General features: G+C 69.0%; 25 protein-coding genes and 1 pseudogene. 10 read left to right on the top strand and 16 right to left on the bottom strand.

The features are described from left to right. Positions 1–12 precede the first annotated feature (12 nt). On the bottom strand, positions 13–1,236 hold the full coding sequence (locus tag ACSMXV_RS01975) for a CaiB/BaiF CoA transferase family protein (protein ID WP_473175957.1): 1,224 nt from the start codon (positions 1,234–1,236) through the stop codon (positions 13–15). Continuing rightward, on the bottom strand, positions 1,209–2,066 hold the full coding sequence (locus ACSMXV_RS01970) for an enoyl-CoA hydratase/isomerase family protein (RefSeq protein WP_473175956.1): 858 nt from the start codon (positions 2,064–2,066) through the stop codon (positions 1,209–1,211). The genes ACSMXV_RS01975 and ACSMXV_RS01970 overlap by 28 nt, the downstream gene beginning before the upstream one ends. A gap of 115 nt (positions 2,067–2,181) precedes the next feature. Here ACSMXV_RS01970 and ACSMXV_RS01965 point away from each other — a divergent pair, with 115 nt between their 5' ends. Beyond that, on the top strand, positions 2,182–3,156 hold the full coding sequence (locus ACSMXV_RS01965; protein WP_473175955.1) for a TIGR03621 family F420-dependent LLM class oxidoreductase: 975 nt from the start codon (positions 2,182–2,184) through the stop codon (positions 3,154–3,156). A gap of 51 nt (positions 3,157–3,207) precedes the next feature. Here the strand turns inward: ACSMXV_RS01965 and ACSMXV_RS01960 are convergent, their stop codons facing one another. The 7 genes from ACSMXV_RS01960 to ACSMXV_RS01930 all read right to left on the bottom strand — a co-directional run bounded on the left by ACSMXV_RS01960 (position 3,208) and on the right by ACSMXV_RS01930 (position 9,249). Further along, positions 3,208–4,077, bottom strand: coding sequence for an SDR family NAD(P)-dependent oxidoreductase (locus ACSMXV_RS01960; protein WP_473175954.1), 870 nt, complete (start codon positions 4,075–4,077; stop codon positions 3,208–3,210). 23 nt (positions 4,078–4,100) lie between these two features. Further along, positions 4,101–5,003, bottom strand: a complete 903-nt coding sequence (locus ACSMXV_RS01955; RefSeq protein ID WP_473179210.1) for an LLM class F420-dependent oxidoreductase — start codon at positions 5,001–5,003, stop codon at positions 4,101–4,103. A 149-nt stretch (positions 5,004–5,152) separates the two neighbouring features. Next, positions 5,153–5,932 (bottom strand): SDR family NAD(P)-dependent oxidoreductase, encoded by a 780-nt coding sequence (locus tag ACSMXV_RS01950; protein WP_473175953.1) that lies wholly within the window; start codon positions 5,930–5,932, stop codon positions 5,153–5,155. Positions 5,933–5,978: 46 nt separating this feature from the next. Then, positions 5,979–6,902 carry an HpcH/HpaI aldolase/citrate lyase family protein gene (locus ACSMXV_RS01945; RefSeq protein WP_473175952.1) on the bottom strand — a complete coding sequence of 308 codons (924 nt, stop codon included), beginning with the start codon at positions 6,900–6,902 and terminating at the stop codon, positions 5,979–5,981. 181 nt (positions 6,903–7,083) lie between these two features. Further along, positions 7,084–7,425, bottom strand: coding sequence for a hypothetical protein (locus ACSMXV_RS01940; protein WP_473175951.1), 342 nt, complete (start codon positions 7,423–7,425; stop codon positions 7,084–7,086). A gap of 17 nt (positions 7,426–7,442) precedes the next feature. After that, positions 7,443–8,204 (bottom strand): sugar phosphate isomerase/epimerase family protein, encoded by a 762-nt coding sequence (locus ACSMXV_RS01935; protein ID WP_473175950.1) that lies wholly within the window; start codon positions 8,202–8,204, stop codon positions 7,443–7,445. Positions 8,205–8,280: 76 nt separating this feature from the next. Then, the gene (locus ACSMXV_RS01930) at positions 8,281–9,249 is read right to left on the bottom strand and encodes a TIGR03621 family F420-dependent LLM class oxidoreductase (RefSeq protein WP_473175949.1); all 969 of its coding nucleotides are present in this window, start codon (positions 9,247–9,249) and stop codon (positions 8,281–8,283) included. 558 nt (positions 9,250–9,807) lie between these two features. Here ACSMXV_RS01930 and ACSMXV_RS01925 point away from each other — a divergent pair. The 5 genes from ACSMXV_RS01925 (at position 9,808) to ACSMXV_RS01905 (ending at position 15,452) form a co-directional block, all read left to right on the top strand. Next, positions 9,808–10,761 carry an ABC transporter permease gene (locus ACSMXV_RS01925; RefSeq protein WP_473175948.1) on the top strand — a complete coding sequence of 318 codons (954 nt, stop codon included), beginning with the start codon at positions 9,808–9,810 and terminating at the stop codon, positions 10,759–10,761. Further along, the gene (locus ACSMXV_RS01920) at positions 10,758–11,660 is read left to right on the top strand and encodes an ABC transporter permease (protein WP_473175947.1); all 903 of its coding nucleotides are present in this window, start codon (positions 10,758–10,760) and stop codon (positions 11,658–11,660) included. Before ACSMXV_RS01925 ends, ACSMXV_RS01920 begins: the two co-directional genes overlap by 4 nt. 125 nt (positions 11,661–11,785) lie before the next feature. Beyond that, complete coding sequence (locus ACSMXV_RS01915; RefSeq protein ID WP_473175946.1) at positions 11,786–13,363, top strand: ABC transporter substrate-binding protein; 1,578 nt, start codon at positions 11,786–11,788, stop codon at positions 13,361–13,363. Between the two features lie 87 nt (positions 13,364–13,450). After that, positions 13,451–14,473, top strand: coding sequence for an ABC transporter ATP-binding protein (locus tag ACSMXV_RS01910; RefSeq protein WP_473175945.1), 1,023 nt, complete (start codon positions 13,451–13,453; stop codon positions 14,471–14,473). Next, positions 14,463–15,452 carry an ABC transporter ATP-binding protein gene (locus ACSMXV_RS01905; protein WP_473175944.1) on the top strand — a complete coding sequence of 330 codons (990 nt, stop codon included), beginning with the start codon at positions 14,463–14,465 and terminating at the stop codon, positions 15,450–15,452. The genes ACSMXV_RS01910 and ACSMXV_RS01905 overlap by 11 nt, the downstream gene beginning before the upstream one ends. A gap of 149 nt (positions 15,453–15,601) precedes the next feature. On the opposite strand, the gene ACSMXV_RS01900 is transcribed toward ACSMXV_RS01905, so the two are convergent. After that, positions 15,602–16,441, bottom strand: a complete 840-nt coding sequence (locus ACSMXV_RS01900; RefSeq protein ID WP_473175943.1) for an ATP-grasp domain-containing protein — start codon at positions 16,439–16,441, stop codon at positions 15,602–15,604. Between the two features lie 167 nt (positions 16,442–16,608). Beyond that, positions 16,609–17,493, bottom strand: a complete 885-nt coding sequence (gene ilvY / locus ACSMXV_RS01895) for an HTH-type transcriptional activator IlvY (protein ID WP_473175942.1) — start codon at positions 17,491–17,493, stop codon at positions 16,609–16,611. A gap of 74 nt (positions 17,494–17,567) precedes the next feature. Between ilvY and ACSMXV_RS01890 the strand changes: the two genes are divergently transcribed. After that, a complete protein-coding gene (locus tag ACSMXV_RS01890) occupies positions 17,568–18,284 on the top strand; it encodes a class I SAM-dependent methyltransferase (RefSeq protein WP_473175941.1) in 717 nt (238 codons plus the stop codon). 236 nt (positions 18,285–18,520) lie between these two features. On the opposite strand, the gene ACSMXV_RS01885 is transcribed toward ACSMXV_RS01890, so the two are convergent. Beyond that, entirely contained in the window at positions 18,521–18,973 is a 453-nt protein-coding gene (locus tag ACSMXV_RS01885; protein WP_473175940.1) for a hypothetical protein, read from the bottom strand. On the opposite strand from ACSMXV_RS01885, the pseudogene ACSMXV_RS01880 reads away from it, so the two are divergent. After that, a pseudogene (locus tag ACSMXV_RS01880) lies at positions 18,942–19,181 on the top strand (helix-turn-helix domain-containing protein); the annotation flags it as partial. The gene ACSMXV_RS01885 and the pseudogene ACSMXV_RS01880 overlap by 32 nt on opposite strands. A 23-nt stretch (positions 19,182–19,204) precedes the next feature. Here ACSMXV_RS01880 and ACSMXV_RS01875 read toward each other — a convergent pair. From ACSMXV_RS01875 to ACSMXV_RS01865, 3 genes are all read right to left on the bottom strand, one after another. After that, positions 19,205–20,284: a sensor histidine kinase gene (locus tag ACSMXV_RS01875; RefSeq protein ID WP_473175939.1), complete on the bottom strand. Its 1,080-nt coding sequence runs from the start codon at positions 20,282–20,284 to the stop codon at positions 19,205–19,207. Next, entirely contained in the window at positions 20,277–20,972 is a 696-nt protein-coding gene (locus tag ACSMXV_RS01870; protein WP_181658872.1) for a response regulator transcription factor, read from the bottom strand. The genes ACSMXV_RS01875 and ACSMXV_RS01870 overlap by 8 nt, the downstream gene beginning before the upstream one ends. A gap of 68 nt (positions 20,973–21,040) precedes the next feature. Continuing rightward, a complete protein-coding gene (locus ACSMXV_RS01865; RefSeq protein WP_473175938.1) occupies positions 21,041–21,745 on the bottom strand; it encodes a VanZ family protein in 705 nt (234 codons plus the stop codon). 864 nt (positions 21,746–22,609) lie between these two features. Between ACSMXV_RS01865 and ACSMXV_RS01860 the strand changes: the two genes are divergently transcribed. Further along, a complete protein-coding gene (locus ACSMXV_RS01860) occupies positions 22,610–23,608 on the top strand; it encodes a TauD/TfdA dioxygenase family protein (protein ID WP_473175937.1) in 999 nt (332 codons plus the stop codon). Between the two features lie 346 nt (positions 23,609–23,954). Here ACSMXV_RS01860 and ACSMXV_RS01855 read toward each other — a convergent pair whose 3' ends face one another. Next, a complete protein-coding gene (locus ACSMXV_RS01855; RefSeq protein WP_473175936.1) occupies positions 23,955–24,671 on the bottom strand; it encodes a lamin tail domain-containing protein in 717 nt (238 codons plus the stop codon). 975 nt (positions 24,672–25,646) lie between these two features. Here ACSMXV_RS01855 and ACSMXV_RS01850 point away from each other — a divergent pair. Further along, on the top strand, positions 25,647–26,144 hold the full coding sequence (locus tag ACSMXV_RS01850) for a hypothetical protein (protein ID WP_473175935.1): 498 nt from the start codon (positions 25,647–25,649) through the stop codon (positions 26,142–26,144). Positions 26,145–26,184: the final 40 nt, after the last annotated feature.

Here is a 26,184-nt window from a genome sequence, read left to right as displayed (position 1 = left end):
TTTCCGAGACCATCAGATTACCCCGTCGTCCCGCAGTCGCGCTATCTCCGCGGGCGTGCGGTGCAGAATCCCGCCGAGGACCGCGTCGGTGTCGGCGCCGAGCGCCGGGCCCAGCCAGTGGATCTCGCCCGGTGTCTCGGAGAGCGCGGGCAGCACCCCGGGTACGGCCAGGGGGCCGATACGTGAGTCCTGGAGCCGGATGGTGCCGCGGTGCGCGTACTGGGGATCCTCGAAGATGTCGGCGATCGAGTTGAGCGGCCCCGCCGGGACCTGCGTGGCCCGGCACCGGTCGAGGACCTCCTGCCGGGTGAGCGATACGACCCACTCGCCTACCAGCGCGTTGACCTCGTCCCGCGCCGCGAGCCTGGCCTCCTTGGGGCCGAACCGGTCGTCCGCCGCCAGCTCAGGGCGGTCCATGGCCCGCGCGAGCCGGGCGAACATCTCGTCGTTGGAGCAGGCGATGGCGATCCAGCGGCCGTCCTTGGTGCGGTAGTGGCTGTGCGGGACGACGTTCACCGTGTCGGCGCCCATCCGCTCCCGTACGTAGCCGTACTGCTGGTAGGCGGGCGCCAGTTCGTCGAGCAGGCGGAAGATCGTCTCGTACAGCGCGAGGTCCACGCACTGCCCCCTGCCGGTGGACTCGCGGGCCCGCAGGGCCAACAGGACGCCGATGACGCCGTACAGGCCGGTGGTGTAGTCGGCCAGCGATGTGGAGCCGGGGGTCACGGGCGGTCCGTCGGGTTCCCCGGCGAGATAGGCCAGGCCGGAGAAGGCGTGGGCGATGCGGGCGAAGCCGGGCAGGTCGCGGTAGGGCCCGGACTGCCCGTAGGCGGACACCCGCAGCAGGATCGTGCGCGGGTTGAGTGCCTGGATCTCCTCCCAGCCCAGCCCCCACCGCTCCATCACCCCGGGCCGGAAGTTCTCGATCACCACGTCCGCGCCGGCGATGAGCTCCCTCATCAGCTCCCTGCCGCGTTGGTCGCCGAGGTCGAGCGTCACGGACCGCTTGTTGCGGCCCTCGCTGAGCCAGACCAGGGTGTCCCCGCAGTCCGTGTCGGTGCCGAAGCGGCGCAGATGGTCCCCGGCTCCGGGGCGTTCCACCTTGATCACCTCGGCGCCGAACTCGCCGAGCACGGTGCCGCAGAACGGCCCGGCGATGAAGGTGCCCAGGTCCAGGACCCTGATGCCTTCGAGCGCCTGCACGGGTGTCAGTCCGACCAGGGTCGGTCGTCCCATGCGCGGTCCAGTGGCTCCATCTCCCCGCCGAAGGGGAAGAAGGCGCGCTGGGCGTAGGTCTCGCGGGCCAGGCCGTGGCCGAGCTCGTTCAGGAAGGCTCGCTTGAGCTCCTGGGTGAACAGCTGGCGGGTGTAGCGCAGCACTAGCGGGGGCCGCTTCGCCAGTTCGCGGGCCAGCTCCCAGGCGCGGTCGAGTAGTTGCTCCTTGGGCAGCACCTCGGCGACGGCACCCCACTCCAGTGCCTCCTGCGCGCTGAGCTTCTTGCCGGTCAGCAGCAGGTAGCGGCCGCGGTTGTGGCCGACGAGGAAGTTCCAGATGACGTGCTGGCCGTCGCCGGGCACCTGGCCGCGAGGGAAGTGCGAGACGTCCTGGAACCAGGCGTCGTCGGAGGCGAGGACGATGTCACCCATCAGCGGGACCTCGGAGTGGATGTTGCACGGGCCGTTGACCGCGCTGATCATCGGCACGTCCACGTCGAGGACGTTGAAGATGAGGTTGCGGCTGTACCAGGCCTTCTCGTCCAGCTTGTTGAGCCCGCGCTCGTCCGGCATGAGCTGGTACACCGGCCGCTCCGGAGGGTTGCCGTCGGGCAGCCGTCCCCAGTCGGCGTTGTAATTCTCGCCGGTGCCGGTGTGGATCAGGACCTTGATCTCGCGGTCGCCCGCGATGTCCGCGAAGACGTCGGCCATGTCGTCGTGCGCCTTCCAGTCCCACACGAGGCTCTTGCCGTTCGTGTGGCACTGCATGAACAGGATGCCCTCCTCGCTCAGCTCGAAGCGGTAGTTGGCATACCGGTTCTCGTACTCGGCGAACCTCGTCCTCTTGGCCACCCTCGTGCCCCTTCGGCGTACGGCGTGAGTAGAATGGATCCCCTCCATTAGAAGAACGTCATATCCAGTAGTCAATACCCCTGTTATCGATCCATGCATGTGTTATTTTCGGCGGATGCAGACGACGACCGTGCGTCCGTTCCGCTTCGCCGTGCAGGCGACCAAGGCCAAGTCGGCTGCCGAGTGGCGCGACCTGGCACGGAAGGTCGAGGATCTGGGGTTCTCCACCCTCTTCACCGCCGACCACTATCTGGGCCCGGGCCCCGCCGCCCGTGAGGCGAGCCAGGTCCCGCAGCACCTCGCACCGATCGCGGCCATGGCGACGGCCGCGGCGGTCACACGGACCCTGCGCATCGGCTGCCGGGTCTTCTGCGTCGACTACCACGTCCCGGCCGTGCTCGCGAAGGAGGCGGCCACCATCGACCTGCTCTCCGAGGGGCGGCTCGAGTTCGGCATCGGCGCCGGCTGGAGCGCCCCCGAATACCGGGCGATGGGGCTCGACTTCGCGGCGGCTCCGCAGCGCGTCACGAAACTGGAGGAGGCGGTCGCACTCGTCAAAGCCCACTGGTCGGGCCAGGAGCTCGACGCCAAGGGCGAGTACGTCAACGTGACGGGCTATGCCGGCCTGCCGCTCCCGGCGCAGCGCCCACACCCACCCATCATGATCGGCGGCGGCCGCAGGCGCGTACTGTCCCTGGCCGCCCGCGAGGCGGACATCATGAGCATCAATAACGTGCCGTTCCAGCCGGTGAACTCCGATGGTCTGTCGCCCCGGGAGGAGGCCGCCCGCCGACTGGGCTACGTAAGGGACGCGGCCGGTGAACGGTTCGGCGGTTTCGACATCGAAAGCTCTCCGTACTTCACCGAGGTCACCGAAGACCCGGGGACTGCCGTCGCCCGCGTCGCGAAGCTGATGCGGGTCCCCTCTGCGGGGCTGCTCGACCACCCCAATGTGCTGGTCGGCACCGCCGACGAGATCGCCGAACGCCTCCAGGAGCGCCGCGAGGAGCTCGGCATCAACTACGTCACCGTCCAGCAGCCGCAGATCGACAGCTTCGCTCCGGTCGCCGCGCGTCTGAGCGGCCGGTGAGGGATGCCGGCGCGCCGACAAGGGCTTGGCGTCCTACGGCCGGTCGAGCGGTTACGTTTCGCCGCCGGATGCGATGTGCTTCAGCAAGCTCGTCGGGGCGTGGTTGGCCCAGCCCGAGTCCGGCCAGTTGAACCATCCCGCCGATGCGAACGTGCCGCCGTCGGGATGGAGAGTGGTCCCGGTGACGTAGGCCGACAGCCCCGACGCGAGGAACACCACGCAGTTCGATACGTCCGTGACGCTCCCCACCCGCCCCATGGGGATGGCGACGCGCACGCCGGCAGGGGTCGCGAGCGACTCGTCGCCGCTTGAGAACTTCAGGATGTTGGGCGTGGGGGTGTAGTCCGGGGCGACGTTGTTGACCCGGATGCCGTCCGGGGCGAGTTCGACGGCAAGCGTCCGGGCGAACTGCTCCACCGCCGCCTTGGCGGCCGCGTAGACGGCGAAACCCGGCGCTGCCCGGTGCGCCTCGACCGTCGTGAGGTTGATGATGCTGCCCCCGCGTCCACCGGCCCGCATCCGTGGGGCGGCGAGGGAACAGGCGTGCAGCACATGGAGCAGGTTGGTACGCAAGAGCGCGTCCCAGCCCCTCGGGGTGGTCTCGGTGAACGGCGCTCGAAAGGTGCCCCCGACGACATTGACGAGCGTGTCGAGCCGGCCCCAGCGTTCGTCGACGGCGGCGAACAGTGCCGACAACGCGTCGGCGTCGCGAACGTCGCCCTGGTGCACGATCGCGTCACAACCTCGCTCGGCGAGCGACCGGCGAAGGACGTCCACCGCCTCGCCGTCGATGTCGATCACTGCCGGGAGGACGCCGCCCGCGGCCAGATCGGACACGATGGCCTCCCCGAGACCGCCCGCCCCACCGGTGACCACGGCGACAGTGCCTGCGAGCCCTCCGCGTTCCTCGAACCATCCCACGCGCGCTGCCTTCCTCCCCGCCGTCACGACAAATAGGTCGAGCCGAAGGCCTCGAGGAACTCCAGCGTGGCCGAGGGCGAGTGGGTGCCGCTCGACACCACCACCCATGTGACACCGGCCTTCTCGAGCTCCGCGAACGCTTCCCGATGGCGGTCGGGCTCGACGGTCGGTGAGTGAGTTCCGGCGCCCTGGTAGGAGTACAGCACGTCGATCCGCTCGGAACGCCCGGCCGCGGCCGCCGCCTCCCGCAACTCGACTATCGCGACAGCCAGTTCCTGCACCGAACCGAGGCTGGGCGTACGAGCGGTGGCGCTGAGCTGGGCTCCCCCGGACATCGGCATCCACCCCTGTGCCCGCTCGGCGACGCGGCGACGGCTGAGCTTCGAGTTGCCGCCCACCCAGATCGGGATGGGGTCCTGGACCGGCCGGGGCCTCGCCACCACGTCACGCGCACTGAAGTGCCGTCCCTGGTAGCTGAACGGCGCCCCGCTCCAGTGCAAGGGCAGCACGTCGAGGGCCTCGTCGAACAGGGCGTTGCGTTCCTCCATGTCGACACCGAGGGCGTGGAACTCGCTCTTCTGGTATCCCGTGCCGAGTCCGAGGAACAGGCGTCCTCCCGAGAGCTTGTCCAGCGTCGCTGCGGCTTTGGCGAGGAGGAACGGGTTCCGGTAGGGCGAGACCGCCAGATAGGTGAGCAGCCGCAGACGTTCCGTCGCTGCGGCCGCATAGGCGAGCGCGACGAACGGGTCGAGCGTCTGATGGCCGCCCGAGGCCAGCCACCGGGCACCCGGCACCGGATGCTCACTGAGAGACAAGCCGTCGAACCCGGCCCGCTCTGCCGCCACAGCAAGCTCACGCAGAGGCCCGGGATCGAGGACGTCGCCGTCGGGCCCGTTCGTCTCCGGATAGTGGAAGATGAAGCGCATCGTCACCTCGGAATCCAGGTGTTCACATCGGTTCGGCGCGCCGGTGGGCATCGAGTCCGCCGGAGCGGGGGAGGGCGGTCCGTCTGGCGAGTTTGGGCCTGCGCCTCCTCACATCGGTGGGCGTATGAGCACATCAGGACGCCGGCACGTCAGCGGGCGACGTACCCGCCGTCGACAGGGATCGCCGTCCCGGTGACGAACGACGACTCGTCGCTGGCGAGGAAGAGCACAGCGGCTGCCAGCTCCTGGGGCATGCCCCACCTGCCCATCGGCTGAGGCGGACGTGACTCGGGCGGTGGCGTCGAGCTGCCGTCCGCAGCAGCACTGGCCAACCCCGTCCAGGTCATGCCCGGACAGATGGCGTTGACCCGCACTCCCTGTGTGGCGAAGTCGAGGGCGGCCGACTTGGTGAGCTGCACGACCCCGCCCTTCGCCGCCGCATACACGGCCTTGCCCTTCCAGCCCACGAGTCCCGCTGTCGACGCCGTGTTGATGACCGAGCCCCCGCCGCCGCGGAGCATGGCGGGGATCCCGTACTTCATGCCGAGGAAGACACCCTTGAGGTTCACCGCGATCAGGTTGTCGAAGGTCGCCTCGTCGAACTCGGTGAGCGGGTGGGGCGGGCCACCGAAGCCGGCGTTGTTGAAGAGCACGTCCAGCCGCCCGAACTCCTGCACGGCCGTGTCTATCATGGCGGCCACCTCGTCGGACCGGGCGACATCGACGTGCACGGGGACCGCGCCGTCACCGATCGCGCTTGCCGCTTCCTTCTCTCGGCCGCTGATGTCGGCGCAGACGACTTTCGCACCCTCTTCAGCGAAGAGCACGGCGGCTGCCCGGCCGATGCCGGAGCCGGCGCCGGTGACGACCGCGACCTTGCCCTCGAGCCGCCGGCGTACTCGATCGGTCGCCAAGGGAGAATCAGCCATGCTGGCAGTGTACTCAGCGCGGGAGTGTTGGATAGAGTGTGACTCTCTATTTTTGAAATGCTGATTCTCGCGCCAGCGACGCCTTGTACAGCACGTTGGTGGCGAGGCGCATATGGGCGGCGTCGACCAGCCTGCCGTCGCGACCGATCGCGCCCACGCCCTCCGCCTCGGACTCGCGGTAGATCTCCATGGCCTCACGGGCCTCTTCGATCTCCTGGGCGGTCGGGGTGAAGACCTCGTTGGCGATGGGCACTTGGGCGGGGTGGATCGCCCACTTGCCGTCGTAGCCCATCAGGCTCCCGTGCACGGCGGACCTGCGATAGCCCTCGGCATCGCGGTAGTCCGGGTACGGTGCGTCGATCGCGTCGACCCCCGCGGCCCGCGCCGCAGCGAGCACCGTGGCACGCGCGAAGTGCCAGAAGTCGCCCGGGTACTCGCCGACCGGATCGAAGTTCCCGTTCACGCGCGCCCGTAGCGACGCCGAAAGATCGCCCGCACCGAAGATGACCGCTTCGAGGCGTGAGCTCGCCCGTGCTATCTCGGCCGCGTTGGCCAGCCCCTCGGCCTCTTCGATGAGCACCTCCAGGCCGATGGGCCGGGTCAGCCGGAGCTTCGTCTCGAGCTGGGTGAGCAGGACGTCGACCCACCAGACGTCCCGTGCCGATCGCGCCTTGGGCACGATGAGGACATCCAGAGCGTCGCGCGCGCCGGTGACGACCTCGATGATGTCGCCGTGGCACCAGGGTGTGTCGATGGCGTTCACGCGGACGGCCCGGACGGTCCGTCCCCAGTCCAGGTCCGTCAGCGCCGCGACGGCGATGCCGCGCGCCGCCTCCTTGGCGGACGGCGCGCACGCGTCTTCGAGATCGAGGAAGACGAGGTCGGCGCCGGAGCTCGCCGCCTTCTCGCACATGCGCTCGCTGCTGGCCGGTGTGGCCAACTCCGAGCGCCGGGCGCGTGGTTCTCGCACAATGGCCTCCACAAGGTCGGGTGGGATGGCACCCGCCGCCCGCAGGGCGGCCGCCACCTGCACACGTCACTTGGCCGGGATCCGGAATGTCCCGTGCCGTTCTCCGCCTGGATATCAGCATTCTCGCAAATGTAAATAGCATATCCGCAGACTGTGTGCTGCAATCCAGACCTTTGACAGCTCACACTCGCAGCGCGTTGACCACAAGTCTCGTGATCTGCTCGACACCGGTGTCGACGTCGCACTGCGGACGGCCCTGGACGAGCCACTGCTCACCGAACCGACACGTCATGGCGGCCAGGCCGGCCGCCGCGACGGCCGGATCGAGAGCCCGTGCCGTTGCATGTCCATACCGGCACTCGCCTTCGTCTCGGCACCTCGGCGCGAGCGGGGGACGTTCGTACTGCTCGTCCTTGTACGGCTCCCACGTGCGGTGGACGGCGGCTCCCACTTCACCCCTTTCGGTCGGCCCGTACGCATCCGGCACGGCGAACAGGCCGGGCTTCGACGCCGTGGAGGACATCGACATCACGGTCGGACTCATCGCCAATACCGGCCGGTGGTTTCGTGGGCCCGCCGCGCGAACTCGGGCACAGGAAGCCTGCGCAGTTCGGAGCTGAGCACCTCGACGCTTACCAGGCCCTCCCAGCCCCGCTTGAGCAGGGTGGACGCGAACCGGTCGAGGTCGAAGGTCCCCTCGCCGGGCATCACCCGGCGGTGCATCGTCTCCTTCATCGCGTTTTCCGAGACAGGGGGAGGGGCGTCGTCGAACTGGACGTACGCGATCCTCTCCAGTGGCACGGACGCCAGTTGCTCCCAGGAGCTGTCCCCGCGGAAGAAGTGCCAGGAGTCGATCAGCACCCCTGCCCGGTCCTTCCCCGCGGCCTCGGCCACCTCCAGGGCGGCGGAGATCGACGTCACCGCGCCGAGCGGACTGAACTCGACCGCCATCCCCGCCCCGGCCTCGGCGAACATCGCGGCACACCGCTCCACCAACGGCCCGGTCCTGCCCTGCAGCGGCGTCATGAACGTCGTCAGGACCCACTGCGCCCGCACGGCGGCCGCCGCCTCGGCGAGCCGGCGCGCCTCGCGCACCGTGGCCTCCTCGTCGGCGCTCACCACCAGGGCCAGGAGCTCGTGGCACCGCAGTCCCTGTGCGGCCAGCGTGGCCGCGCAGGCGGCGTCCGCCTGCGGCGCGGGTATTCCGACGGCCGAGAACCCTGCCTCGGCAGCGGCCGCCACCAGGTCGGCGACGTCGATGTCCCATCGCGAGTCGGGGGTCAGCCCCAGTTCGATCGTCATGGCTGCCGCTCATTCATGTGCTGAGCCTCTCCGTGGTGAAGACCGCGATGGGCCGCGGTCGGAGGAACCGGACGCTCTACTGCCCTGACAACCGTTCGATGACCGGGACCAGCGACTCGGGAGTCGAACCGAGAGGCGCCGAGAAATGGCTGATCCCGAAACGCTCCCGGGTCGCCAGGAGCTTCTCGCACACCTCGTCGAGGGAACCGATGGCGACCATCGGCGACGAGCGGAGCTCCTCCCGGTCGGGGACCTCCCCGCTCCCTCTCTTTCGCAGCAGACTCCCGAAGCGTTGGAAGAACGCCTCGAAACCCCCGTCCGCGTCATCGGTGAGGGTGACGTCCAGCAGTTGGGCGCCAAGCTCGATCTCGTCGAAGCGGTCCCCGGCCGCCTCACGGATCCAGCCGATCTTCTCCTCGTAAGCCTGCACGCTGACCTCAGGAGGCCCGGACGACTGCGTTCCACGCCGCGTGCGCGGCATGACCTGGACGATGTCGGCCTGGCGGCCGGCCACGGACAGCAGTTTGCGGCCGCCACCGCCGATCATGATGGGCGGGCGGGGGCGCTGCAGCGGTTTCGGTGTCCCCTCGAGGCCGTCGATCGTGAAGTGTTCGCCGGAGAACCTGAACGGGCCGTCGCCGAACAGGCCCTTGAGGATGACGACCACCTCCTCCAGCCGCTCGATGCGGACGGACGCCTTGTCGTAGCGGATGCCGGCCCGGTCGTACTCGTCCTGCATCCACCCGGCACCGATGCCGACCTGGAGACGGCCCTGCGACAGCACGTCGAGGGTTGCCAACTCCTTGGCGAGTACGGCGGGGTGGCGGAAGTCCTGGTTCAGGACCGTCTGGGTGAGCCGCACGGTGCTCGTCGCGTCGGCGGCCGCCTGCAGGGCGAGCAGCGGGGCGAAGGGAATCGTGAGGTGGTCGGCCATGGCGAAGGTCGAGTAGCCGAGCCGCTCGATGTTCCGTGCGGCCTCGACGAGGGCGGTGCGGTCGGGAAGCCGGCCCGGCCCGGTCCCGAACCTGATCGGTCGGACAGCCATCTGCGTACGCTCCCTGCTCAACCCGCCAGCCGGGCCGGCGACTTGGTTTCGAGGTACTGGTCGAAGCCGGCGACACCGTTCTGGCGGCCGAGCCCGCTGTGCTTGTAACTGCCGAAGGGTAGATCGGCGTTTCTTCTACATCAACGTCAAAGTCATTCTTCGTCAATGTCGACGAGCCGGAGCCGGTGCGACGAGGGTTGCGCGACATGGGCGCACGGCCTCGTCGGCCGACCCCGCTGGCGGCTGGAGCTGTTTCTCGCTTGCAGCGGTATTGGCGCTATACATTTTCGAGAGTATCGTTCTCTGCCGTGGTGGTCGGGGTTTACATCCTCTTTCGTGGGGGTGACGGGCCAGGACGGGCCCGGATCCCGGCGGCTGCCGTGATCGTCGGTGACCCCATGAGACGGCTATGGACAGAGCCATACGTGTCGCCACCGCCCCGGGAGAGCGGTGCCCAGAACCAATGCCCTGAGACCAGAACCAATGCCCGAAGAAGCGTGCACGGGTGCGCGGGCACCCAGCTGCTCAGCTCGCATCGCCTCAGGAAAGCGAGTCGCAATGGTGCTCCCCGTTGTGAGACGTGTGGGTCGAAGTCTCCTCGTCGTACTGCTGGTCACGATGGGGGTGACGCTGCTGCTGAGCCTCGCTCCGGGCTCCGTGGCCGAGGTCGTTCTCGGGCCTGACGCGACACCCGAGACTGTCGAGGCGATGGAAACCCGACTGGGGCTCGACCAGCCGCTGTGGGGGCAGTACTGGGACTGGCTCACCGCGGCGGTCCAAGGCGACCTGGGGAACTCGCCGGTGACGGGGCAGTCCGTCAGTACGGCGATCGTGGAAAGGCTACCGGTCACCCTGCAGTTGGCGGCGATGGCCCTGGTGCTCGCCCTCGCCGTCGCGGTGCTGCTGGCCGTCGCCTCGGCCGTGCGCCCCGGAAGCCCGGTGGACCGGCTGATCAACGCGGTGTCGTCGGTGTTCCTCTCGGTGCCGGCGTTCATCGCCGGCCCGGTGCTGATCTACTTCTTCGCCCTCCAGCTCGGGTGGTTCCCCGTGACGGGATGGTCGCCGGCCAGTGAGGGCATCGGGGCCAACCTGCGAGGCGCCGTGCTGCCGACGGTGGCCATCGCCCTGACGGAGATCGCGGCGTTCCACCGGCTGCTGCGCACGGACCTGATCGGGACGCTGGGGGAGGACTTCGTCGGAGCTGCCCGGGCCAAAGGCATGAGCGGCACGTACGTGATGTTCCGTCATGCCCTGCGCCCGTCCTCGTTCTCCCTGATCACGCTCGCCGGCATCAACCTGGGACGGCTGATCGGCGGGACGGTGATCGTCGAGACGCTGTTCACCCTGCCGGGTCTCGGGCAGCTGCTGGCATCCGCGATCACCTCCCGGGACGTGGTGACGGTGCAGGGAATCGTGGTGTTCATCGCGGTGGTCTACGTCGTGGTCAACATGCTGGTCGACCTGAGCTACGGGCTCATCGATCCGCGCGTCAGGAAGGCGGCCAAGGCATGACGCAGTCGGATGTGAAGGCCGTGCCCGAGGCCGCCGCTCCGCAGAGCTACGGCGCACGGGAGCCGATCGTCCCGCGGGTCAGCGAGCCGCGCTCGGTGATGGTGTACCTGTCCTACGGCTGGCTGTTCGCCGTGGTAGCGGCGGCGCTGCTGGCCGGCGCGCTGCCGCTGGCGTCCTATGCCGTCCCGGTCGGCCCACCGCGGCAGGCTCCGCAACTCGGCTCGCTCGACCTGCTACTGGGCACCGACAGTCAGGGTCGATCCATCCTGTCCCGATGCGTGTACGGGGCGCAGGTCTCCCTCGTGGTGGGCGCCGCTGCCGGCCTGGTCGGAGCGGCCATCGGCACCGCCCTGGGGATGCCTGCCGGCTATTTCGGCAGGCGCGTCGACTCCTTGGTGCGGCTGGTGGCCGACGCGATGCTCGCCTTCCCGCCACTGATCCTCCTGCTGGCGCTCTCGTCGATACTGACCCCGAGCGTGCGCACCCTGCTGGTGGGCCTGACGCTTCTGATCGTCCCCTCGTTCATCCGCCTGGCCAGGGCCAACACCCTGGCATGGGCGGCCAGGGACTTCGTCCTCGCCGCGCGCAACATGGGCGCGGGACACCGGCGCGTGCTGACCCGGGAGATCATGCCGAACGTCCTGCCCACCCTGGGTGCGTACCTCCCGGTCGTGATGGCCGCGCTGATCGTGGCCGAGGGCTCCTTGAGCTTCCTCGGCTTGGGGATCCCGCCGCCTCGCCCCAGCTGGGGCGGAATGATCGCCGAAGGCAAGGACTCCATCGCGGACACCCCCCACATGGTGTTCGTCCCCTCCCTCGTCATCTTCCTGACCGTCTTCGCGCTGAACCAGGCCGGCGACCACCTGCGCCACCGGTTCGACCGCACGCTGCGCGGCTGACCGGCGGCCTTCCGAGGGCCGCCGCCCAGCACGCGCTCCACGACGGACCGCCGTCCCGCAGCTCCGTGTCGCGGGAGAGCGAGAACCGTCAGGTCCCCCACCCCACCGCTCACGAAGGTTCGACGATGATCCGAAAAGGACGCTTCGCCCACCTCGCCACGGTCTGCGGCACCGCCCTGCTCCTCCTGTCGACGGCGTGCGGCGGGGCCGGCTCTGGCACGTCGTCAGGCTCCACTGCCTCCGCGGGCAAGCCCGTCCCCGGCGGCACCGCGCGCCTGCTGCAACTCAGCGAGCCGCGGAGCCTGGACCCCGCCCTCATCGGCAACTCATGGGTGACCGGCGGCTTCGTGGGCAATGCCCTGTACGGCACGCTGATGACCAACGACACGCGCACGGGCAAGGTGCAGTTCAAGATGGCCGAGTCCTTCACCACCGAGGACGGCGGAAAGGCCTTCGAGCTGAAGCTGCGTGACGGGCTGAAGTTCACCGACGGGACTCCGTTGGACGCCGCGGCGGTGAAGTTCAACTGGGACCGCACCAAGGACCCGGCCACCGGGTCGTCCACCATCCAGGAGGCGTCGCTGATGGCCTCGACGAAGGTGGTGGACGCCACCACCCTCAAGATCACCATGACCCAGCCGGTCCCGAGCTACGCGCAGGCGGTGCTCTCCACCACGCTGAACTGGATCGCATCCCCGAAGGCACTGAAGGCGGGCCGGCAGGCGTTCGACGCCAAGCCGGTCGGCGCGGGCCCCTACACCCTCAAGAAGTGGACGCGGCAAGCCTCCATCGAACTGGCCAAGAACCCCGGCTACTACGACGCATCCAAGCCCTACCTGGACGGTTTCACCATACGTCCGGCCCTGGACACCAAGCAGCGGATCGACACCCTGATGAGCAGCGGCGCCGACGTGGCGATCGAGACGAACTGGAAGAACCTCGCCAAGTCGGCTGACGCGGGATACCCCACCGCCACCGCACCGCTCAACGGCGGCATGTATATGGCCATGAACACCCGCAGGGCGCCGTTCGACGACGTCCGGGCGCGGAAGGCCGTCGCCACGGCATTCGATTTCGAGGCGATGAAGCAGTCCGTCTACAACGGCGAGGGCAAGGCCGCGGACACACTCTTCGAGAAGACCTCGCCGTTCTACTCGGACATCAAGCTGACGCAGACGAACCGGGAAGCCGCGCAGAAGCTCTTCGACGACCTCGCGGCCGACGGAAAGCCGGTGTCCTTCACCTTCAAGACCTTCCCCTCCACCGAGAACAGGGCCATGGCGGAGAGCCTGCAGACCCAGCTGAGCCGGTTCAAGAACGTCGACGTCAAGGTCAAGGTGGTCGACTACGCGGACAACCTCGCCCTGCACGCCACGCACGACTTCGACATGCTGGTCAGCTCCGCCAACTTCATCGACCCGGAGACCCGGCTGTACAGCGCCTTCCACGGCGGCTCCCGCGCCAACATGTCCGGCATCGACGACGACGCGCTGAACGCCGCCCTGCAGAAGGGACGTACCGCCACCTCCACCGAGGAGCGGAACGCCGCGTACAAGACGGTGCAGGAGCGACTGGCCGAGATCGTCCCGGGCATCTTCATCGGCCGCTCCGCGCCCAGTGCCGTGACGGGAAAGAACGTCCACGGCATCGTCCTGTACGGCGAGGGCTCGCTGCTGCCCGAGGAGCTGTGGATCCAGAAGTAGGCACCGCCCGCCCGGTGACCACCGGACCCGTTCCACCATCCGCTCGGTCGAGGGAGCAGCATGTCGGACGAGAGGCCGCCTCAGGCCGTGAGTACCCAGCCCCTGCTACGGGTGCGCCATCTGCGTACCCACATCGGCACCCCGCGGGGGACCGTGCGCGCGGTGGACGACGTGTCCCTGGAGGTCGAACGGGCCCAGGCCCTGGGGATCGTGGGGGAGTCCGGGTCCGGCAAGTCGGTGATGGCCCGGGCCCTCATGGGCCTGCTGCCGCCGCGGTCCGGGAGCTCGGGGGAGGTGTTCTTCCAGGGGCGCGACCTGCTGTCCCTCTCCCGCAAGGAGCGGGCGGAGGTGTGGGGCAAGCAGATCGCCATGGTCTTCCAGGACCCCGGCCGCTCCCTCAACCCGGTCGTGCGGGTCGAACGCCAGCTGACCGAGGGGATGCGCCGGCAGCTGGGTGTCGGCCGGTCCGAGGCCCGCGGCCGGGCGGTCGGCCTCCTGCGGGAGGTCGGTGTGCCCGACCCCGAGCGGCGGCTGCGGAACTACGCGCACGAACTGTCCGGCGGCATGCGCCAGCGGGTGATGATCGCCATCGCCCTGGCCTGCGAACCCGACCTCCTGATCGCCGACGAACCGACCACCGCACTGGATGTGACGGTCCAACGGCAGATCCTGGACCTGCTGCGCCGGGTGCAGCGCGAGCGGAGCATGTCCCTGATCCTGATCAGCCACGACCTCGCGGTGGTCGCCGGACGCACCGACCGGGTAGCCGTCATGTACGCAGGCCGGCTGGCCGAGACCGGCTCCACCCGGCAGGTCTTCGACGCACCCCGGCATCGGTACACCCGGGCGCTGCTGGGAGCCACCCCCACCCTCGACCACAAACGGCACACCCCCTTCCGCCTGATCCCCGGCTCGCTGCCGGATCCGACGAAGCTGCCGGAAGGCTGCCGCTTCGCCGCGCGCTGTGCGCACGCCGCCGAGGCATGCCGCGACCTCGACCCGTACCTGGCACCCGTCGGCGCCGACCACCATGTCGCCTGCGCCAATCCGGCGGCAGCACCCACGGCACCCACGACGCTCGCTTCAGGAGGCGATCCCCTTGGCCGGTAGCGGCAGCGCACACCTGCGCGGCGACAAGGCGCTGCTCAGCGTGGAGGAGCTGGTCGTCGAGTACCCCGGCAAGGCAGGGACCGTGCAGGCGGTCTCCAAGGTCAGCTTCGACGTCCTGCCCGGGGAGACGCTCGGGATCGTCGGCGAGTCCGGGTGCGGCAAGTCCACGACCGGGCGGGCCGTATTGCGGCTGGACCGTGTGACCGCCGGGCGGATCAGGTTCGCGGGCGAGTGGATCGAGCAGGCCGACGAGCGCCGTATGCGCGCGCTGCGCCGCCAGATGCAGATGATCTTCCAGGACCCGGTGGCCTCGCTGAACCCCCGTCGCCCGGTCAAGGACATCGTCGCCGAAGGCCTGGCGATCGCAGGCAGTCCGGCGGACGAGCAGGCCGCGGCCTCGGCCACAGTCCTGTCCCAAGTCGGCCTCGACGGCGAACGATTCGCCGACATGCTGCCCCGCCAGCTCTCCGGCGGCCAGGCCCAACGCGTCGCGATCGCCCGCGCCCTGGCCGTTGGCCCCCGTCTCCTGATCTGCGACGAACCGGTGTCCGCTCTTGACGTGTCGGTTCAGGCACAGATCCTCAACCTCATCGAGGACCTCAAAGCCGAGTACGACCTGACCGTCGTGTTCATCGCCCACGACCTCGGGGTCGTGCGCACCATCAGCGACAACGTCATGGTCATGTACCTGGGCAAGGTCTGTGAGTTCGGCGACTCCGCCGAGGTCTACGCCAACCCTGCGCACCCCTACACCCGGGCCCTGCTCGACTCGGTTCCGCTGACCGACCCCGACAAGGGCTTCGCCGGCCCCGCCCTCGAAGGCGATGTGCCCTCACCCCTGTCGCCTCCGCACGGCTGCCGGTTCCGAACCCGCTGCCCACTGGCCCAGGACCGCTGCGCCACCGAAGAACCACAGATGAACGAGGTACGCCCCGGCCAGCACGCCGCATGCCACTTCCCGCTCCCGCCTACGACCTGAAAGGGCGCGCGGTCGGGCCGGCGGTCCCCATGGTTGAGTCGGCGGTAGTCGGTCAGCCAGGTCCGCGCGCGCTCGATGATCCGTCTGCGGCGGCCAGTTCAGACGGCGGCTTGGTCGCTGACCTCAAGAGGGCTCGCCAGCGCTGTGGTTCAGGTGGAGGAGGCTCCGGCGTTCAGAAACCGGTGGAGAGAGGCCGTCATGCCGGCGACGAACGCCTCGCGGGTCCGGTCGGTGACGAGGTCCAGGGACAGGTAAGGGTTGAGGTCTTCCAGCTCCACGAGGAGCAATTCCCCCTCCTGGGTGCGGCAGGCGTCCACCCGCTGGATGCCGTGATCGAAGGTGTTCCAACCGATGAAGCGCTGAGCGAAGTCCAGGTCGGCCTGCGTGGGCTCGTACGGCTGGAGGGCCCAGCGCCGGTCGGGGTCCGGGGCGTGGAGGGCGTACTGGAAGGCGTCGTCGACGTAGTAGAACGACACTTCGTAGCGGAAATCGATGCGCGGCTGGACCAGGATGTCGCCATAGACGAGGCCCGCCAACTGGTCGCGGGGCACGAAGCGCAGGCCGATGGAGTCCGCTCCGGCCTTCGGCTTGACCGCGTACAGGTCGCTCTCGGGCAGACGGCCCACGTCCTGGGGCCGGTCGATGGTGGGAATGACCGGGTATCCGGCTTCGGTCAGGTCCAGCAGATACTGCTTGCCGGCCATGTCACCGCGGCCCGTCAGCGGGTTGTACACCCGGATACCGCGTGCAGCGGCCTGGTCGCGGAAGGCGTTGTACTCCTTCTGATAGTGCAGAACCGGTCCGCTGTTGCGGACCACGACAGCGTCGAACCTGTCCATCAGGGCTGCGGCATCCAGCGGGTGGCACAAAGCGACGTCGAAGTCCGCGCGAAGCCGGGAAGTGAGGAAGATGTCCTCGTCGCAGTAGCGCCGCCCCCGTGCCTGGTAGGCGAGATCGGTCACGAACAGAACGCTGGGGCGGGCCGGCACGGTGCATCTCCTCGGTCAGAGGCCATCAATATAGCTGCCGCACGAGGGGGCCCGGTGGGCCACCGGGCCGGCGCTGACGTGGTCGAGTTCCTGGACTGCGCGGGGCTCGCCCCCTTCTCGTGGTGGCGTGCGCGCCTGCCTCCCGTAACGACCTGACGGAGTCTTTATCAGTGCCATGGCCGTAAAGGTTGACCGGGTGCTGTGGCTGACCAGGCGGCGGCGACCAAGGGACGGTGGAGATCGGTGCGCCGGATGCACGCGCCGATGGTGAGTTCGCCGGGGCTGGACGGGGCCGGGGCGACGTGGAGCCGGTGCCGGATGCTGCAGTGCCGCAGGACGAGGTCAGGGATGATGCCGGTGCCGTAGTCGAGAGCGACCAGGGTGAGCAGGGCTTCGTGTCCGTCGGCTTCCGCGGCTATGCGGGGTGTGATGCCGAGGCGGCGGAACCACCGGTTGGCGATGTCTCGGACCAGGCCCTGTCTGGGGAGTACGAACGGCTCGTCGGGAGCAGGAAGCTGCGCGCTTGATCGTGGTGGGTCGGCTCGGACGAGGACGAGGGGGGTGCGGGCGACGGTGCGGGCAAGGAGGGTAGCCGGAATCCGGGAGGGCAAGGCTGCGACGGCGAGGTCGGCCTCGCCGTCGTCGAGGAGCGCGAGGGCAGCTGCGGCGTCACCGGTCCGCACCGAGATCTGCACCTGGGGATGGGCATCTCGGAGAGGTGCGAGCAGGTCGGGTAGCAGGCTCTGGCAGGCTGTGACCGAGGCGAACACCCGTAGTTGGCCGCCGAGTTGGTCCCCTGTGAGGTCGTTGTCGCAGTAGCGGTCCCACAGCTCCAGGGCTTCAGTCGCGTAGCGGCGGAAGTGGTGGCCGTGCTCGGTCAGCGCGACGCCGTGCGGGCCGCGGTCCAGTAGCCGGTGCCCGGTAGCGGCCTCCAGCCGCTGCACGGTCCGGGACAACGTGGCGGGGCTGACGTGGCAGTCGGCCGCGGTGCGGGTGAAGTTCAGTGTGGAGGCGAGATGGAGGAAGAGCCGGTACTGGTCGTGGTCCTGCATCTTTCACCCTTCGGAACGCCATGCTGCGGATGTTGCTGTTGCCGGTGGATCTGCCCGGACCCTACAAACGGGTCATGCCACGAAACGACACCACCCGTTCACGCCCCGCATGGTTGTTCCGCGAGTACGAGCCTGTCGGCATCGACCTGGGCAGCCCAGCTGCGGTGGCCGCCTACGACCGCAACCAGGGCACCGACCCGGACGCCGACGACGCGTTGCTCGACCGCCTCGGCGTCGTCACCGGCACTCGCCTGGTCGACCTCGCATGTGGCACCGGCTCGCTGGTGGTACAGGCGGCGCGACGCGGGGCCGAGGCGCACGGCGTCGACGTCTCGGAGGAGATGCTCGCATTCGCTCAGGCCAGGGCGAAACGGGTCGGCGCCAGCGCGCACTGGCACCGGGCCGGGTTTTTGGACTATGCCCACCGCGCGGGGCCTGCGGACGTGGTGACCACCAAGTCGGCCTTGCACCAACTCCCGGACTTCTGGAAACAGCAGGCGCTCTTCAATGCGGCCAGCATGCTTCAGCCGGGCGGCACCTTCTACCTGTGGGATGTCATCTTCAGTTTCGAGCCCGCCGAGGCCGCAGAGCATCTGCAGCGGTGGATCGAAACCGCAGGACGCCCCGAGGGCCAGGGCTTCACCCGGGCGGACTTCGAGGCACACGTTCGGGAGGAGTTCTCCACATACACCTGGATCCTGGAGGGCATGCTGGAGCGGGCCGGCTTCGAGATCGTCTCGCGTGCGTCCCGCACGCCGACGCACGGTGAGTTCCTCTGCCGCCGCCGGTAGCTGCTCCGCTTCTGGCACGACCGAGGATCCTGGCTGAAAATCTGCCTTGTCCAGCGGACGTCCGCCCCAGCGGACGCCTTTCCCGCATGCGGATGCGGATGCGGGTGCGTTCGCGGCAGGGGCGGCCAGCACGGTGGGGTGGCGGGCGTTGACGTTGCGCCAGCGCAGGTAGCGGTGCAGTTCGCGGGTCTGGGCGGCGTTCGGCCTCGTCTGGTAGCGCACCGCCCACCAGTGCCTCACGCGCTGGGCACCACCGCCCGCGAGACGCCCACCAGGAGCGACTCGACCTCCGCCCCCCAGCGCGAGCTGATCACCAGGTCACGTGCCGGGTCGACCCACAGCAGATGGCTGCCGCCGTTGCCGCGGGCGCAGCGGCCGGTCGCGGGGGCTGCGGGCCACACCGTGCGGTCGTCGTTCAACCACCAGGACAGGCCGTAGTTCGGCTTGACCCGGCAGGGCGTCCACAGCTCCTCGATCCACCGCTGCGAGATGACCCGGCGCTGGTTCCACAGCCCGCCGTGCAGACAGAGCTGGCCGATGCGAGCAAGGTCGAGGGCGCTGATCCACAGGCCGCCGCCCCAGTGTGCGCCGCTGGACACCACGGGCACCCGGCCGCCGTCGATGTCGACAATCGAGTTCTCGTAGCCGTGCCAGGTGGCGGCTGAGTTGTTCGCCGAGGGGCAGGACAATGCCGCGGTCGCGAAGGAATTACGGGTCAGCGTCCGGTCCGTTCAAAGATGGCGGCGGTCATGGCAGGAACGAGGCACCGAGGGCCTGCGCTCACGCGGCCCGGTGTCCCACCCGAAGCTCAACGATGCTCTGTTCGCTGTGCTGGAGAAAGAGCTGGCCAGAGGCCCAGTCGCGCATGGCTGGCCCGACCAGACCTGGACCCTGGCGTGGGCTCCGCTCGGGGATGATGCCTACGGCGTGCCGGGAAGCCGGACCGTGACGAGGAGACCGCCGGCGGGGCGGGGGACGAGGTCGAGGGTCCCGTCGTGGGCGCGGACGATGCTGTGCACGATGGCAAGGCCGAGGCCGACGCCGGCGTGCTCGTCGGTGCGTACGCGTTCCGTTCCGCGCTGGAAGGGTTCGGTGAGGGTCGGCACCAGTTCCGGTGGCACTGGATGGCCCGTGTTCTCGACCTGCAACACGCTTGCGTCGCCCTGCGTTTCGGTGTGGACCGTCACGGTGCCGCCGGCGGGGAGGTTGTGGACGATGGCGTTCTGGACGAGGTTCGTCACCATCCTCAGCAGGAGCTCCGCGGAGCCGCTGGTCCGTGTCGCTCCGCCGGTGACGTCGAGCGTGATCCCGCGCTGTTCGGCGAGGAGGAGCAGGGTTTCGGCGGCCTCTTCGGCGACGAGGGAGAGGTCGACGCTCTCGCGGGTGAAGTTCGCGCGGTCGCTGCGGCTGAGCAGCAGGAGGGCCTCGGTGAGGTCGATCGCCCGCGTATTGACAGCGTGCAGGCGTTGGATGAGTTCGCCCCGGTCTCGCGTGGGGTCCTTGCGGGCGACGTCGAGGAGCGTCCGCGAGATCGCCAGCGGGGTGCGCAGTTCGTGGGAGGCGTTCGCGGCGAACCTCTGCTGCTCGGCGACGTGCGACTCGAGTTGTTCGAGCATGGTGTCGAACACGTCGGCGAGTTCACGGAATTCGTCCTGGCGGCCTTCCATGCGGATCCGGTGGGACAGCGATCCGTTCCCGGCCATCCGTGCCGCGGCCGTGATCTGTGTCAGCGGTGCGAGCATCCGGCCGGCGAGGATCCATCCCCCGACGAGGCCGAACACGAGCAGGAAGACCATCGCCGCGGCCGCGGCGGGGGCGAAGGTGCGCACAAGGAGGTAGCGGTTGGGCGCGATCCCGAGAAGGCCCTTGGGGTTGTCGGGTACGTAGCGCAGCAGGAACACCCACACCACGGCCAGGAGGAGAGCGCCGGCGACGGCGAGGAAGCCGGCGTAGCTGAGGGTGAGTTTCAGTCGGGCGCTGAGCCCTGGGCGTCTATGCATGCGTACTGCCGGGGCGGGTGGTGTCGGGGCCGGTGTCGATGCGGTAGCCGACGCCGGGCACCGTGGCGATGATCCATGGTTCGCCGAGCCGTTTGCGCAGTGCGGAGACGGTGATGCGCACGGCGTTGGTGAGGGGGTCGGTGTTCTCGTCCCAGGCCCGTTCCAGCAGCTCTTCGGCGCTGACGACCCCGCCCTCGGCGGCGACGAGGACTTCCAGCACGGCGAACTGTTTGCGGGTGAGCGCGACGTAGCGTCCGTCGCGGAAGACCTCCCGGCGGAAGGGGTCGAGCCGCAGGCCCGCGATCTCGCGGACCGGGGGCCGGGCGTACGCGCGTCTGCGGTCGAGCGCCCTCAGCCGCAGGACGAGCTCCCGCAGCTCGAACGGTTTGGTGAGGTAGTCGTCGGCGCCGAGCTCGAACCCGGAAGCCTTGTCGTCGATCCGGTCGGCAGCGGTGAGCATGAGGATCGGGATGCCGCTGCCGGAGGCGACGATGCGCCGGGCGACCTCGTCGCCGGAGGGGCCGGGGATGTCGCGGTCGAGGACCGCGAGGTCGTAGGAGTTGACGCTGAGCAGTTCCAGGGCGGAGTCGCCGTCGCCGGCGATGTCGGCGGCGATCGCCTCCAGCCGGAGACCGTCACGGACGGCTTCGGCCAGGTAGGGCTCGTCCTCCACGATCAGTACGCGCATGTCTGAAGCCTAAGCAGCGCAACATATCGCCGACGTATGCAATGACGTGTGCACACCGGACACGCGACTCAGCCTGCCGGTGCCAGCGCGGGGCGAGGCCGGTCCGACGGCGCTTCCGCCGTAGTGCGCCACCAGCGGCGCGACGCCAGCGCGGCCAGCACGGCGCCGGCGGCGTTGACCAGTACGTCGTCCACGGAGGACACCCGGTCCAGCCGCAGGACGTACTGTGCGGTTTCGACCAGGACCGAGCAGCCCGCCCCGAGCGCCAGGATTCGCGGCACGGACGCCAGCGCCACGAACCGCATCGGGGCGAAGAACCCCAGCGCCGCGAAGATCAGCAGGTTGCCGACGATTCCTAGCGGCCCCATCGTGAGCAGGTCCCGCAGCGGTACCAGGCTCACCCGGCCGGGGACGGCGCCGGCCGCGGCGCCCGGCATCATGGTCAGCCATATGAGCGGCACCGTCCCGTGCACCATGCCCACCTCGGCCAGCGACATCCGCCACGCCGCTGTGACACCGGCGGCACGCCGACGGCGCGCCAGAGCCCACACCACCAGCGCGGCCAACGGCAGCGTGACCAACGTCATGAGCACCACACCGTTGAACGTATCGAAGCAGCCGTGCCACCGCCCGGCCATGCACCTCGGAGCGGACATCATGAGCGGCCGCCGCACGACGAACAGGGCGCTCGCCATGCCGAGCATCGCCAGGCTGAGGAGCACGATCCTGCGCGTGCGGCGGGGCGGCGCTGACAGGGACGCGTGGTGGTTCATGCCCCCATTGGAGACGGAGGGCCGTTGCGGTGGCGTATGCGATTTTCGATACGCCCGCGATACACGGAACCCCCGGCATCAAGGAACCGGCGCAAGCCGGCGGTGAGATGGTCCAGCCGCCGATGATCGCGCCAGCCCGGCTACTGCAGGTGCTGGACGACTCGTCGGTCAGCCGATGTGCGGACAATGGGCGGCAGCTTCATCGTCGGCGCCGCGGAACCGCCAGGCGACCCTGACGGGGGAGCCGGGCCGGACCCCGACGAGCGTCGTGTATGAGGGGCCGGGGGCGGTGCTGTCCACGCACGGGCAGATCGTGCTGCAGCAGGTCCTCGGCGTCGACTGACTGTCGGAGGGCTCGGCCTGGTACCGGCTCGTCAACTCTGTGTCGGCGCCGATCGCGCTGCCCGGCGACCTGGTGGAGGTCGTCACGGAGACGGGCGGACTGGCCGGTCGCGTCTGGCTGGCCGACTCTCGTAACGGATGGTTCTCTTGGCCGAGGAACCATCTACCGGAGACCTCGCCTGTTGCCGATCAGCGACACGTCGCCCACCCTACTGGGCGAGATAGTCAGTGCAGGCAGAACTCGTTGCCTTCCAGCCCCGCGGCCACCACCAGCGCCACCTCCGTCGGCCCGGCGTGCAGCACAAGGATCGCGATCAAGGGGAACGCGTCGCACGCGAGTCACGTGCCGAACGTGCTGACCGAATACACCGCCCACAGCCACCCGAACTGCCGCCCCAGCGACCGCCTGGCCCTCATGCCCCAGCACCCGGCGCCGCTCGGCTGCGAGGCCCTGTCGCGGTGAACGGCGGAGACTGTCACGATCACAGAACCAGTCGGCACGCAAGGACGATCGGAGCGCGTATGACGACGGGCAGCAGTAAGGGGAGCGAGGCGTTACCGGCCGCCGCGGTGGAGACGGTGCGGGTGCCCGGGCTGGAGGTGAAGCCGGTCGCCGGCCATATCGGAGCCGAGATCACGGGAGTCGACCTGGCGGATCGCCTGGAGGACGCGGTGGTCGCGGTGATCCGGGCTGCGGTGCTGCGGTGGAAGGTGGTGTTCTTCCGCGGACAGCGCCTGGATCACACCGGGCATGTGGCGTTCGCACGCCGGTTCGGTGAACTCGTCGTCCTCAGGCGGCGCGGCAGTGCCTCTCCGCAGGACGTCCCGGAGATCGAGACGACGGCTGACCGGCTGGAGCTGGGCGGGCGTTACGGCATGGAGCAAGCCGAGTGGCTGCAGCGGCGCCGCCACTCCCCCCTGCGCGGCTGGCACTGCGATCACGGTGCGCGTATCGACCCGCCGGCGGCGACGATCCTGCGTGCCGAAACCGTCCCGCCGTACGGCGGTGACACGACCTGGTCCAATCTCGCGGCCGCGTACGCAGGGCTGTCCAAGCCGGTACGCGACTTCGTGGACGGACTGCGCGCCGAACATCGGCTCGGCGTCGGATATCAGGCGCGGCCGGGTGACGACGCGTACGTGCGCCACCTGCTCGAACATCAGGTCGCGTCGGTGCATCCCCTCGTGCGGGTACACCCGGAGACGGGGGAGCGGGTGCTGTTCGTCAACGGCTACTACCTCGAGCAGATCCAGGACGTCTCGCGTGCCGAGAGCCGGCTGCTGCTTGAGATGCTGCTGGAGCAGGCGACCCGGCCCGAGTACACGGTCCGCTTCCGTTGGGAGCCGGGCAGTGTGGCGTTCTGGGACAACCGGTCCACCATCCATCTGGCCCCCGCCGACACCGCCCATCTCGATCACCCGCGGGTCATGCACCGGGTGATGCTGGCCGGTGACGTACCGGTCGGGGTGGACGGCAAGCCTTCGGAGCCGATCGTCGGCAGCGAGCCGCGGCGCTGGTGACGGACGTGCTTGCCCGAGCCGAGTCGCCGGATCAGCGTCTTGTCGACGGTGACCAGCTCGATGCGGGCCGCCACATGACCGCCTTTCGTTCCGTTGGGCCGTGGTGCCGCCGCATCCTACAAACGGCTTTGCCAAACGGCTTTGCGCCGGGCGGCCACAGGCAGAGGGTTACGGAAGCGGCCTGGTGCAGACCGCGGGGCCCGGACGCTGCACCACCTCCGACACGACGCCGGCCTCCAGGACCATGGCTTGGTCCTGGAGGCCGATGTCATGCCTGGCCCGTATGTGCCAAGGGTTTCCCGGCGGTTGTGGGCCTCATCGGGACTGCTTCGTGCCCCGTCGTGGGTCAGCGGTGGCGGCGGCCCCACGAGGTGATGTCGACGAGACGGCCCGCGTCGTCGTACAGGGCCGCGGTGTCGGAGCGGTTGTCCCACACGTAGTGGCGACGGTCCTGGTAGACGTCGTAGCGGGTGTCGCGGCCGACGCCGGTGTGGACGCGGATGGTGGAGCGGGCCTCCAGACGCAGGTAGCCGAAGCGGTAGCGGGTGCCGTCCTCGTTGCGCAGTGTCCAGCCGTTCAGGTTGACGCTGCGGCGCGAGGTGTTGGCGATCTCGACCCACTCGCCGTTCAGTGACCAGTTCGAGCCGTCGTCGAATCCGGGGCTGTCGGCACGGACGTTGCTGATCACGACCGAGGAGTAGTTCGGCGTGTGGTGACGGCCGGGGCGGTCGTCGGAGGGGTACGGCCCCCAGTGGTGACGGCCGGGGCGGTCGTCGGAGGGGAACGGCGTGCGGTGGTCCCGGCCGCGGTCGTCCGAGGAGAACGGCGGGCGGTGGTCACGCCCTCGGTCGTCCGAGGAGAACGGCGGGCGGTGGTCACGCCCTCGGTCGTCCGACGGGAACGGCGAGCGGTGGTCGCGCCCGCGGTCGTCGGAGGAGTGCGGCGCCCGGTGGTGACGGCCCGGGTCGTCGTCGGCGGCAGCCGAGACCGTGGCCGCGCCGAGCAGGCAGCCGGCGGCGAGCGCGGCGGCCGTGAATCGGCGGGCGATGACAGAAGCAGACATCTGATGCTCCCTCAAGCTGTTGCAGGCCGGACGTGTTCTCGAGTCGGCCGTGCGGTTCGGTGTCTCGACCCCGGTGGGGCCGAGGAGCATCACTGTGAAGCAACGGCACAGCTGAACAACGGAATGACGTTTCATGTTTCTAAAAGCGGACATTTCCGTAACTGTCTGTTGCGTAGCGCATGAAGTCTCCGCTGCGTGCCCGTGACAATCGCTGATTGCTACACCGACCCTTGCGGGATCAAGAGCAAGCCCCTGTCGGCTCTGGCATGCACGCACCGACCACTCCCACGTACGCCGCTCTGCTCGAGGCGCGGACCTGTAACAGCAGCGCAAGGCCGGCATTCGTACGCACGCACAAGAAGGCGGCAGGCGCTCGATTACGGGCGGCTTTGTCGTGGGCTCGCCGCTGTCGGTCGCAGGTGCGGGACGGCCTGGTTGCTCATCGCGCCCTGCCGGTGAGCGGAGTGGCCGGATTCGGCCTCAGTAGAATTACGTAATCCGGCTACCTAACCCGGGAACCCCTGTGCGTCTCGCTTTGGGTTTCCCCCTCGTTCACCAACAGCTTTTGCTAGTCGCGACTGTTTGACCTGCTCGAGCCACGGCTGGTTATCTCCGAATGAACGTCAGACGACCAAACTCGCGCACCGTTTCCCGAGCGCCCGTGCGGATGTAATCCTCCTCTGCGGACGGGACCTCCCGCAGCCCCCCGTCATGCCGAGAAAGGTAATTGCATGGCCAGCCCCGTTCGGATATCGAAACCGAGTGACCTGAACAGACAGAATTCGCCTGCCGCTTCTGTCGAAGTCCGCTTCCTACGACCAGACGACGTCGAGCGGCTCATGGTGCTCGAAGAAGCGAATGGAACCAGGAGCAGGCCGCGTGGCGCGACGAGTTGGCGCCCCGCATCGAGGCGTATCCGCAACTGAGCATCGGCGCCTTCGCGCCGGATACCGGCGATGCGCTGGCCTCACGTTCATGAAGCCCGTCACGCCCGGCCGACTGCGGGCGGCGAAGACCTGGGCCGACTGCGCACGAGTGGAACGTCCGGTCCCGACGGAAACCCGGTCCTTGTTCGGCATCAGCCTCAGCAGCATCGACGGCGACGCGGTCACGGCCATCTTCGGGTTCTTCTGGCCCTACGCTCTCAAGGCCGGCTGGCGTGACATCTACCTCGGTTCACCCATGCCGGGTCTGCGTGCCTGGAAGAGCACCCACCCCGATGCGCCGGTGGACACATACATGCGTGAGAAGCGGCACAATCTTCCACGGGACCCACAGCTCCGCTATTACTACAACAAGGGTTTCAAGAACATCGAAACCTGCAAGCCGGGCTATTTCCCGCACGAATCATCGCTCGATCACGGGGCGATTCTCCGCGGGCACATACCTCTGTCGGGAGGTGCTCCGCTATGGCGCATCCTCCCTCTTTCCTGGCTTCGTCAGATGCGCCGGCTCCTTTTCGTGCTGGTGTAGTCATGGCCGTGTTCGGAAGCTCGCGAAGCAGAGGCAGCAG

The sequence above is a fragment of the Streptomyces sp. DSM 42067 genome (genome assembly GCF_055792885.1).
This window is presented reverse-complemented; position numbering and strand designations above follow the sequence as displayed.

Coding starts and splice junctions, on each gene's coding strand:
- ACSMXV_RS01975 (WP_473175957.1), bottom strand. CDS start 1,236: ATGGGACGACCGACCCTGGTCGGACTGACACCCGTGCAGGCGCTCGAA.
- ACSMXV_RS01965 (WP_473175955.1), top strand. CDS start 2,182: ATGCAGACGACGACCGTGCGTCCGTTCCGCTTCGCCGTGCAGGCGACC.
- ACSMXV_RS01955 (WP_473179210.1), bottom strand. CDS start 5,003: ATGCGCTTCATCTTCCACTATCCGGAGACGAACGGGCCCGACGGCGAC.
- ACSMXV_RS01950 (WP_473175953.1), bottom strand. CDS start 5,932: ATGGCTGATTCTCCCTTGGCGACCGATCGAGTACGCCGGCGGCTCGAG.
- ACSMXV_RS01940 (WP_473175951.1), bottom strand. CDS start 7,425: ATGTCCTCCACGGCGTCGAAGCCCGGCCTGTTCGCCGTGCCGGATGCG.
- ACSMXV_RS01935 (WP_473175950.1), bottom strand. CDS start 8,204: ATGACGATCGAACTGGGGCTGACCCCCGACTCGCGATGGGACATCGAC.
- ACSMXV_RS01930 (WP_473175949.1), bottom strand. CDS start 9,249: ATGGCTGTCCGACCGATCAGGTTCGGGACCGGGCCGGGCCGGCTTCCC.
- ACSMXV_RS01925 (WP_473175948.1), top strand. CDS start 9,808: ATGGTGCTCCCCGTTGTGAGACGTGTGGGTCGAAGTCTCCTCGTCGTA.
- ACSMXV_RS01920 (WP_473175947.1), top strand. CDS start 10,758: ATGACGCAGTCGGATGTGAAGGCCGTGCCCGAGGCCGCCGCTCCGCAG.
- ACSMXV_RS01915 (WP_473175946.1), top strand. CDS start 11,786: ATGATCCGAAAAGGACGCTTCGCCCACCTCGCCACGGTCTGCGGCACC.
- ilvY (WP_473175942.1), bottom strand. CDS start 17,493: ATGCAGGACCACGACCAGTACCGGCTCTTCCTCCATCTCGCCTCCACA.
- ACSMXV_RS01890 (WP_473175941.1), top strand. CDS start 17,568: ATGCCACGAAACGACACCACCCGTTCACGCCCCGCATGGTTGTTCCGC.
- ACSMXV_RS01875 (WP_473175939.1), bottom strand. CDS start 20,284: ATGCATAGACGCCCAGGGCTCAGCGCCCGACTGAAACTCACCCTCAGC.
- ACSMXV_RS01870 (WP_181658872.1), bottom strand. CDS start 20,972: ATGCGCGTACTGATCGTGGAGGACGAGCCCTACCTGGCCGAAGCCGTC.
- ACSMXV_RS01865 (WP_473175938.1), bottom strand. CDS start 21,745: ATGAACCACCACGCGTCCCTGTCAGCGCCGCCCCGCCGCACGCGCAGG.
- ACSMXV_RS01860 (WP_473175937.1), top strand. CDS start 22,610: ATGACGACGGGCAGCAGTAAGGGGAGCGAGGCGTTACCGGCCGCCGCG.
- ACSMXV_RS01855 (WP_473175936.1), bottom strand. CDS start 24,671: ATGTCTGCTTCTGTCATCGCCCGCCGATTCACGGCCGCCGCGCTCGCC.
- ACSMXV_RS01850 (WP_473175935.1), top strand. CDS start 25,647: ATGAAGCCCGTCACGCCCGGCCGACTGCGGGCGGCGAAGACCTGGGCC.